The organism is Pseudomonas sp. SDO524_S393 (genome assembly GCF_054071875.1).
Map to the genome: position 1 here is coordinate 1 of NZ_JBSVVZ010000120.1, position 9,211 is coordinate 9,211.

General features: G+C 62.0%; 7 protein-coding genes. All 7 read right to left on the reverse strand.

Annotation, left to right across the window (positions count from 1 at the left end; genetic code table 11):
• Nucleotides 1-79: 79 nt before the first annotated feature.
• The gene (locus tag ACW9IB_RS28720) at nucleotides 80-568 is read right to left on the reverse strand and encodes an RDD family protein (RefSeq protein ID WP_457367163.1); all 489 of its coding nucleotides are present in this window, start codon (nucleotides 566-568) and stop codon (nucleotides 80-82) included.
• A gap of 95 nt (nucleotides 569-663) precedes the next feature.
• Nucleotides 664-876 carry a cold-shock protein gene (locus tag ACW9IB_RS28725; RefSeq protein WP_003365337.1) on the reverse strand — a complete coding sequence of 71 codons (213 nt, stop codon included), beginning with the start codon at nucleotides 874-876 and terminating at the stop codon, nucleotides 664-666.
• 394 nt (nucleotides 877-1,270) lie between these two features.
• On the reverse strand, nucleotides 1,271-2,395 hold the full coding sequence (gcvT, locus tag ACW9IB_RS28730) for a glycine cleavage system aminomethyltransferase GcvT (protein WP_457416677.1): 1,125 nt from the start codon (nucleotides 2,393-2,395) through the stop codon (nucleotides 1,271-1,273).
• Between the two features lie 38 nt (nucleotides 2,396-2,433).
• A complete protein-coding gene (locus tag ACW9IB_RS28735) occupies nucleotides 2,434-3,810 on the reverse strand; it encodes an L-serine ammonia-lyase (RefSeq protein ID WP_457367166.1) in 1,377 nt (458 codons plus the stop codon).
• A gap of 128 nt (nucleotides 3,811-3,938) precedes the next feature.
• A complete protein-coding gene (gene gcvP, locus ACW9IB_RS28740; RefSeq protein ID WP_457416679.1) occupies nucleotides 3,939-6,776 on the reverse strand; it encodes an aminomethyl-transferring glycine dehydrogenase in 2,838 nt (945 codons plus the stop codon).
• A gap of 10 nt (nucleotides 6,777-6,786) precedes the next feature.
• Nucleotides 6,787-7,170, reverse strand: coding sequence for a glycine cleavage system protein GcvH (gcvH, locus tag ACW9IB_RS28745; protein ID WP_457367168.1), 384 nt, complete (start codon nucleotides 7,168-7,170; stop codon nucleotides 6,787-6,789).
• A gap of 411 nt (nucleotides 7,171-7,581) precedes the next feature.
• Nucleotides 7,582-9,090: a sigma-54-dependent transcriptional regulator gene (locus tag ACW9IB_RS28750; protein WP_457416681.1), complete on the reverse strand. Its 1,509-nt coding sequence runs from the start codon at nucleotides 9,088-9,090 to the stop codon at nucleotides 7,582-7,584.
• Between the last annotated feature and the right edge of the window lie 121 nt (nucleotides 9,091-9,211).

Consider the following 9,211-nt stretch of genomic DNA (forward strand, 5'->3'; position numbering starts at 1 on the left):
TCAGTCACTGATGTGTTGGCTGACCCTCCGCATTCGCGAGCAAGCCCGCTCCCACATTTGAATCTCCATCATTCTGGAATTACTTCTTTTGCTTCGGGATCCGCACCAGTTGGCTGTCCGAATAGATGTCATGCCAGCTGCGCTTGCGCTTGTCGAACAGCGACCAGACAAACCCCAGCCCCACGCACAACCACGACGCAATCGCCACCACGAAGCGCAACAGCGCTTGCCACAGGCTGATGCGTGAGCCGTCGGCGTTCTGTACGCGTACGCCCCACACCTGCATGCCCAGGGTCTGTCCGGAATGGGTCCAGAACTTGGCGAAGAACCCAAACAGTACGAACAACAGGATCGTCGACAGCAGCGGGTCGCCGTCCAGCGCGCCGGACTCGGTGAGCGTGCGCATCTTCGCCTCACCGATAAACGCCATCCACACCAGCTTGTAGAGGAAGGCGGTAACGATCAGCAGGGCGGTGCACAGCAGGAAGTCATAGAACATGGCTGCCAGACGACGGCCCAGGCCTGCGGCGGGGAATTCGCCCTGGGGACTCAGCAGGGGTTTCGACATGGCAGGGCTCTCATGGGAAAAACGCCATTTTACGAGCAAACGCGCATAAAAAAGCCCCTGATGTCACCATCAGGGGCTTTTTGTCGCAGCAGGGATCAGCCTTCTGCTTGTACTTCGTCAGCCTGCATGCCTTTCTGGCCTTGCACGGCAACGAAGGTCACTTTCTGGCCTTCTTTCAGGCTCTTGAAACCGTTGCCCTGGATAGCGCGGAAATGCACGAACAGATCCGGACCGCTTTCTGGAGTGATAAAACCAAACCCTTTCTCGTCGTTAAACCACTTGACGGTACCGCTCTGACGTTCAGCCATTTTCTTATTTCCTTTGACGCTAAAAATTAATGACAGCCCCTTTCACCTGAAAGAGTACTGGGCTGGGTTGCAGGAAAGTAAGAGACGTCGAACGGGTTGTAGCGCAACTACTTCAGCTACTGCCCAGGTCCAGGTTCCAAGCGACCCATGCAAACACAGTGGGCAGACTCTACGCCAACTAATGCAGAAAAAACAAGCCCCGGGCAACCGCGCGATTTTGCTCGGCTTTATGACACTTCGGTCAACAAACGTGGATCCCGTTTATGCGATAGCGTTATTCACTTGTTATAGCGAAGTTCCCATTACATTGACTATCGTCATGCACTGTTTTATGGCGGTTGCGTTACAGATTAGTGCACGTTAACGCAACCGTGTTACTTATAGGAACAGTAAATCAGCCGCGGTAGTAACGCTGCGGTACAAATGGCATTTTGCTTACACGTAATGGCACCTTTTTCCCACGTACCAATGCAGATACTTCGGTATCCAGTGCGATAAACGCGCTGTCCAGGTAACCCATGGCAAGCGGGCCGCCCAGGCTCGGGCCGAAACCGCCGCTGCACACGCTGCCGATCACGCTGCCGTGTTCGTCGACAATCTCCGCACCCTCACGCACCGGCGTGCGTTCTTGTGGCAGCAGGCCGACACGCTTGCGGCTCACACCGGTTTGCTGCTGGGTGAAGATCCGGTCCGCGCCCGGGAAACCCCCGGCCCGTGCGCCATCGGCGCGGCGTGCCTTGGAGATCGCCCACAGCAGGCTGGCCTCGATCGGTGTGGTGTCGGTGTTCATGTCGTGGCCGTACAGGCACAGGCCGGCTTCCAGGCGCAGCGAGTCGCGGGCGCCCAGGCCGATGGCCTGCACTTCGGTTTCGGCCAGCAGGCTGCGGGCCAGGCTCTCGGCGCTGGCGGCGGGTACCGAGATTTCGAAGCCGTCTTCGCCGGTGTAACCCGAACGGCTGACATAGCAGTCCACGCCCAGCAGGCGCAGGGCGGCGAACTGCATGAAGGTCATTTTGGTGACTTCCGGTGCCAAGCGTGCCAGCACTTTTACCGCCGCCGGGCCTTGCAGGGCCAGCAGGGCGCGTTCTTCGAACAGCGGCTCGATGGTGCACTGGTCACCAATGTGCTGGCGCAGGTGGGCCAGGTCCTGCTCCTTGCAGGCGGCGTTGACCACCAGGAACAGTTCGTCGTTGCCCAGGTTGGCCACCATCAGGTCATCGAGGATGCCGCCTTGATCGTTGGTGAACATCGCATAGCGCTGCATGCCCACCGGCAGGTCGATGATGTCTACCGGCACCAGGGTTTCCAGGGCCTTGGCGGCGTTGGCGCCGGTGAGGCGGATCTGGCCCATGTGGGACACGTCGAACAACCCGGCCTGTTCACGGGTGTGCTGGTGTTCCTTCATCACACCCAGCGGGTATTGCACCGGCATGTCGTAGCCGGCGAAGGGCACCATGCGCGCGCCCAGTTCGATATGCAGCGCATGCAATGGGGTTTTCAACAGGGTTTCGGTGGACATATTCAGCTCCTGAAAAACGTGCTGGCGCGTCTTTGGCGTCAGCACTCGATAATGTTGACCGCCAAACCGCCACGGGCGGTTTCCTTGTATTTGCTTTTCATGTCGGCGCCGGTCTGGCGCATGGTGCGGATCACTTTGTCGAGGGACACGAAGTGCTGGCCATCGCCGCGCAAGGCCATGCGCACGGCGTTGATGGCCTTGACCGAGCCCATCGCGTTGCGCTCGATGCACGGCACCTGCACCAGGCCGCCAATCGGGTCGCAGGTCAGACCCAGGTTGTGTTCCATGCCGATTTCGGCAGCGTTTTCCACCTGGGATACCGTGCCGCCCAGCACTTCACACAAGGCACCGGCAGCCATGGAACAGGCCACGCCCACTTCACCCTGGCAGCCGACTTCGGCACCGGAGATCGAGGCGTTTTCCTTGTACAGAATGCCGATGGCGGCAGCGGTGAGCAGAAAGCGCACCACGCCGTCTTCGTTCGCGCCGGGGATAAACCGCATGTAGTAATGCAGCACCGCTGGCACGATCCCGGCCGCACCGTTGGTGGGCGCCGTGACCACGCGGCCGCCGTTGGCGTTTTCTTCGTTGACCGCCAGCGCGTAAAGGTTGACCCAGTCCAGTACTGACAACGGGTCGCGCAGGGACGACTCCGGGTTCTTGCACAACTGCCGGTGCAAGGCTGCGGCACGCCGCTTGACCTTCAGCCCTCCGGCCAGAATGCCTTCGTTGCGACAGCCCGCGTCCACGCAGTCCTGCATCACCTGCCAGATCTTCAGCAGGCCGGCACGGGTTTCCGCTTCGGGGCGCCAGGCACTTTCATTGGTCAGCATCACCTGGCTGATGGACAGCCCGTAGGTGGTGCAGTGGGCCAACAGGTCCTTGGCGCTTTTGAACGGAAAGGTCAGGGGCGTGGCGTCTTCGACAATGCGGTCGGCACCGGCGGCGTCTTCATCCACCACAAAACCGCCACCCACCGAGTAGTACTCGCGGCTGCGGATCTGGATATGGGCGGCGTCGAACGCGCGAAAAATCATGCCGTTGGGATGGTAGGCGAGGGGTTTGCGAATCATCGCCAGGTGTTCTTTCTCGTTGAACGCAATGCTGTGTTCACCGAGCAGATTCAGGCGGCCGTCCTTGCGCATCTGCGCCAGGCGCGTGGCCACGGTTTCGGTATTCACGGTGTCCGGGTGTTCGCCTTCCAGACCCAGCAGCACGGCCTTGTCACTGCCGTGGCCTTTGCCGGTGGCGCCCAGCGATCCATAGAGTTCCACCTTGACGCAGGCGGTGGCACTCAACAGGTTGTCGCGCTTGAGCCCTTCGACGAATCGAGCGGCGGCGCGCATCGGGCCAACGGTATGGGAACTGGAGGGGCCGATACCAATCTTGAACAGGTCGAACACGCTGAGGGACATGGTTGTTCTCCGGTTTCTTATTATTTTCTGGGGGGCTCGGTCCAACTGTGGAGGCGGTCCATGTGGGAGCAGGCAAGCCAGCTCCCACAAAAGCCAGCTCCCACATTGGACCGTGTTCCGTCAGTCGGTTACGCGTAGCTCTCGATCGACGGGCAAGCGCACACGAGGTTGCGATCACCAAACACGTTGTCCACACGACCCACCGGCGGCCAGTACTTGCCTTCTATCAGCGAGGCAACCGGGTACACCGCTTGCTCACGGCTGTACGGATGGCTCCATTCGCCGACCAGTTCCGCCGCAGTGTGCGGCGCGTTTTTCAACGGGTTGTCGTCTTTGTCCAGGGTGCCGTTTTCCACCGCGCGGATTTCCTCGCGGATGGCGATCATGGCGTCGCAGAAGCGGTCCAGCTCTTCCTTGGACTCGCTTTCGGTCGGCTCGATCATCAAGGTGCCGGCCACCGGGAACGACATGGTCGGCGCATGGAAGCCGAAGTCGATCAGGCGCTTGGCCACGTCGTCCACGCTGATGCCGCTGCTGTCCTTCAGCGGGCGCAGATCCAGGATGCACTCATGCGCCACCAGGCCGTTGCTGCCGGTGTAGAGCACCGGGTAGTGCTCTTCGAGGCGACGGGAAATGTAGTTGGCATTCAGGATCGCCAGTTGCGAAGCGCGCTTGAGGCCGGCGCCGCCCATCATGCTGATGTACATCCAGGTGATCGGCAGGATGCTCGCGCTGCCGAATGGCGCCGCGCACACCGCGCCTTCCTTGCGTTCCATGGCCGCATGGCCCGGCAGGAACGGCGTGAGGTGCGACTTGACGCCAATCGGGCCGACGCCCGGGCCACCACCGCCGTGGGGAATGCAGAAGGTCTTGTGCAGGTTCAGGTGGGATACGTCGCCGCCGAACTTGCCCGGGGCGCACAGGCCGACCATGGCATTCATGTTCGCGCCGTCGATGTACACCTGGCCGCCGTTGTCGTGAATGATGCCGCAGATCTCGCGGATACCTTCTTCGAACACGCCGTGGGTGGACGGGTAGGTGATCATCAATGCGGCGAGGTGTTCGCGGTGCTCGATGGCCTTGGCGCGCAGGTCTTCGATATCGACGTTGCCACGGGCGTCACAGGCGGTGACGACGACGCGCATGCCGGCCATGTTGGCAGTGGCCGGGTTGGTACCGTGGGCCGACGACGGGATCAGGCAGATATCGCGACGTTCTTCGCCACGGCTCTGGTGATAGGCACGAATGGCCAGCAGGCCCGCGTATTCACCCTGGGAACCGGCGTTCGGTTGCAGGGAAATCGCGTCGTAACCGGTGGCCGCGCAGAGCATGGCTTCCAGGTCGGAGGTCAGCTCCAGGTAGCCCGCGCTTTGCTCGGCCGGGGCGAACGGGTGCAGGGCGCCGAACTCGGCCCAGGTCACCGGGATCATTTCGCTGGCGGCGTTGAGCTTCATGGTGCACGAGCCCAGCGGGATCATGGTGCGGTCCAGCGCCAGGTCCTTGTCGGCCAGTTTGCGCAGGTAGCGCATCAGCTCGGTTTCGGAGTGGTAACGGTTGAACACCGGGTGGCTGAGGATCGGCGACTGGCGCAGCAGCGCGGCGGGCAGTGTGCTTTCCGTTTGGGCGAAAGCTGGCAGGGCCTTGCCGTCGGCGAAGATCGCCCACAGCGCTTCGATGTCGGCCTGGGTAGTGGTTTCGTCGACCGACACACCAACACGCTCGCTATCCACCACACGCAGGTTGATGCGCTGGGCACGGGCCTTGTCGTGCAGGGCGGCGGTGTTGGCGCCGGTGTTGAGGGTAAGGGTGTCGAAGAAGTTTTCCTGCTCGACCTTCAAGCCCAGGGCGGTCAGGCCCTTGGCCAGGATCGCGGTCAACTGATGCACACGCTGGGCGATCTGGGTCAGGCCTTTGGGGCCGTGGTACACCGCGTACATGCTGGCGATGTTGGCCAGCAGCACTTGGGCGGTGCAGATGTTCGACGTGGCTTTCTCGCGGCGGATATGTTGCTCGCGGGTTTGCATGGCCAGGCGCAGGGCCGGCTTGCCGAAACGGTCCACGGATACGCCGACCAGACGGCCCGGCATGTCGCGCTTGAACGCATCCTTGGTGGAGAAGTACGCCGCGTGCGGGCCACCGAAGCCCAGCGGCACGCCGAAGCGCTGCGCGCTGCCGATGGCCACGTCGGCGCCGAACTCGCCCGGAGGGGTCAGCAGGGTCAGGGCCAGCAGGTCGGCGGCCACGGCCACCAGGGCGTTGACGGCGTGGAAACGCTCGGTCAGCTCGCGGTAGTCGAACACATCACCGTTGCTCGCCGGGTATTGCAGCAGGGCGCCGAAGAACGGGCTGACGTCGGTCAGTTCGCGCTCATCGCCGACCACCACGTCGATGCCCAGCGGCTCGGCACGGGTGCGCAGCACGTCGAGGGTTTGCGGGTGGCTGTGGATCGAGGCAAAGAAAGCGTTGCTGCCTTTGTTCTTGCTCAGGCGCTTGCAGAAGGTCATGGCTTCGGCGGCGGCGGTGGCTTCGTCGAGCAAGGATGCGTTGGCGATCGGCAGGCCGGTGAGGTCGCTGATCAGGGTCTGGAAGTTCAGCAGCGCTTCGAGACGGCCCTGGGAAATCTCGGGCTGGTAGGGGGTGTAGGCGGTGTACCAGGCCGGGTTTTCCAGCAGGTTGCGCAGGATCGGCGACGGTGTGTGGCAGTTGTAGTAACCCTGGCCGATGTAGGTCTTGAACAGCTGGTTCTTACCGGCGATGGCCTTGATCTTGGCCAGGGCCGCCGCTTCGCTCAGGCCGTCTTCCAAACCGAGGACGCTGGTGCCCTTGATGCTTTCCGGGATCACGCTGGCGCTCAGCGCTTCCAGGGAGTCGAAGCCCAGGCTGGCGAGCATCTGCTGCTCATCTTCCTGGCGTGGGCCGATGTGGCGGGCGATGAATTCGTTGGCGGTGGTGATGTTGACGGTCATTGCGCGCTCCTCAGGCTTCAGCGTTGGCTTTGATCAGGCGGTCGTACGCGTCCTGATCCAACAGTTTAGCCACCGCCCCGGCATCGGCCGGTTTGAAGCGGAAGAACCAGCCTTCGCCCAGCGGATCTTCGTTGACCAGTTCCGGGCTGTCTTCCAGCGCCGGGTTCACTGCCACCACTTCACCGGTGAGGGGCATGTAAACGCCGCTTGCGGCCTTGACCGACTCGACCGTGGCCGCTTCCGCGCCCTTGTCGTAGGCCTGCAGCTCTGGCAGTTGCACGAAAACCACATCACCCAGCGCGTTTTGCGCAAACGCGGTGATACCCACGGTGACGCTGCCGTCAGCTTCGGCGCGCAGCCATTCGTGATCTTCAGTAAAACGCAACTCGCTCATGGAAACTCCTCGGGGCCAGATTCGTCTGGTGGACGGGATTGGAATAATGGGGAGTTGCTTAGCAAAATCGCGGCCAATGTTTTTAAATCTTTATAAAACAATGACTTATGGAAAATTGGTCGAGCGTTATTCGGCCTGGCTGTAGCGATTTCGCTACAGCTACGCGCAGGAAAAAAAGCCTATGTGGATCAAAGCCTTGCATGGCGCGCAAAAAACAGGGTTGTAGCGATATCGTTACGCTGTAGCGCTTTCGGTACAGCCGATGTCGTTCTCAGACCAAATTCGACATGCAGTGGAATTCAAATGTGGGAGCGGGCTTGCTCGCGAAAGCGGTGTGTCAGTCGCTGAATGAGTTGAGTGACCCTCTGCCTTCGCGAGCAAGCCCGCTCCCACAGTTTGATCTGCGTGCGTTCAGGGCTTGTTGGGAATGCCGTACTTGCGCAGGCGATGGGCAATCGCCGTGTGGGAGGTCTGCAGGCGGCTGGCCAGTTGGCGGGTCGAGGGGTAGCGGGTGTAGAGCGATTCCAGCAGGTTGCGCTCGAAGTCTTCCACGGCCTGTTCCAGGCTGTCGACTTCGCCGTCGTTCTGGCGGGCTACCGAAGTGCCGGCTATGTCGAGGTCGCCGATGTCCACCAGGCTGCTTTCGCAGATGGCCGCGGCGCGAAAGATCACGTTCTGCAACTGGCGTACGTTGCCCGGCCAGCGGTTGTCCAGCAGCGCCGGGTAGGTGCCGGGTGCCAGGCGACAGACCGGGCGCTGGATCTGCGCACAGGCTTGCTGCATGAAATAGCGGGCGAGCAACAGGATGTCCTGGCCGCGTTCGCGCAGTGGCGGCACCTCGACGTTGAGCACATTGAGGCGGTAGAACAGGTCTTCGCGGAAGGTGCCTTCGCTGACCATTTTTTCCAGGTCGCGATGGGTGGCGCTGAGGATGCGCACATCGACCTTCACTTCGCGGTCGCCGCCCACACGGCGGAAACTGCCGTCATTGAGAAAGCGCAGCAGTTTGGCCTGCAAATAGGGTGACATCTCACCGATCTCATCGAGGAACACGGTGCCCTGGTTGGCCAGTTCCATCAGCCCCGGCTTGCCACCCCGTTGCGCGCCGGTGAAGGCGCCAGGGGCATAGCCGAACAACTCGCTTTCGGCGAGGTTCTCCGGCAGCGCCGCGCAGTTCAACGCCAGGAACGGCGCACTGTGGCGCGCACTGATGGCGTGACAGGCGCGGGCCACCAATTCCTTGCCGGTGCCGGTTTCGCCCTGGATCAACAACGGCGCATCCAGCGCCGCAACGCGCTGCGCCCGGGCCTTGAGGGTGCGGATGACCGGCGACTCGCCGAGCAGCGCATCGAACCCTTCGGCATGGTCATGGTGCAGCGCCGAGAGTTGTTCGCCGATGCGGTTGGGCTGGTACAGCGTGAGCAGGGCGCCGGCGTCGGTGATCGGCGTAGCGTCCAGCAGCAGGGTCTGGCCGTTGACGCTGATCTCGCGCAGGGGCAGGCGAAAGCCATGTTCGAGCAGGGTGTCCAGCAGCGCCGGGTCGTTGAACAGTTCGCTGATACTTTCCCCAGCAGGCTCGCGCCCGTACAACGCAATCAGCGCCGGGTTGGCCAACAGGATCTTGCCCGCGCTGTCCAGGGCCAGCACCGGGTCGGTCATGGCCGCCAGCAGGGCGTCGAGTTGCAAGTGTCGGCGCTGGCCGGGGAGGATGTCCACCACGGTCACGGCCTGCACCCCGTGCACGCTGAACAGTGCATCGCGCAGTTCTTCCAGCACGGCGGCACTCAACGTCGGTGCATCGATATAGACGTTGGGCGGCACCATCTCCACCGCATCCAGGTTGAGATTGCGCCCGCCGAGCAGGGCCAGGACTTCCTGGGTGATGCCGACGCGGTCGATGAAGCTGACGTGGATACGCATGGGGTGGCGTTTGGTTCTGTGGTGCGAGAGGTGGCAAGTATGCCTTGCTGACGATGGAGATCAAAATGTGGGAGCTGGCTTGCCTGCGATAGCGGTGGGTCAGGCAACATTTCTGTCACTG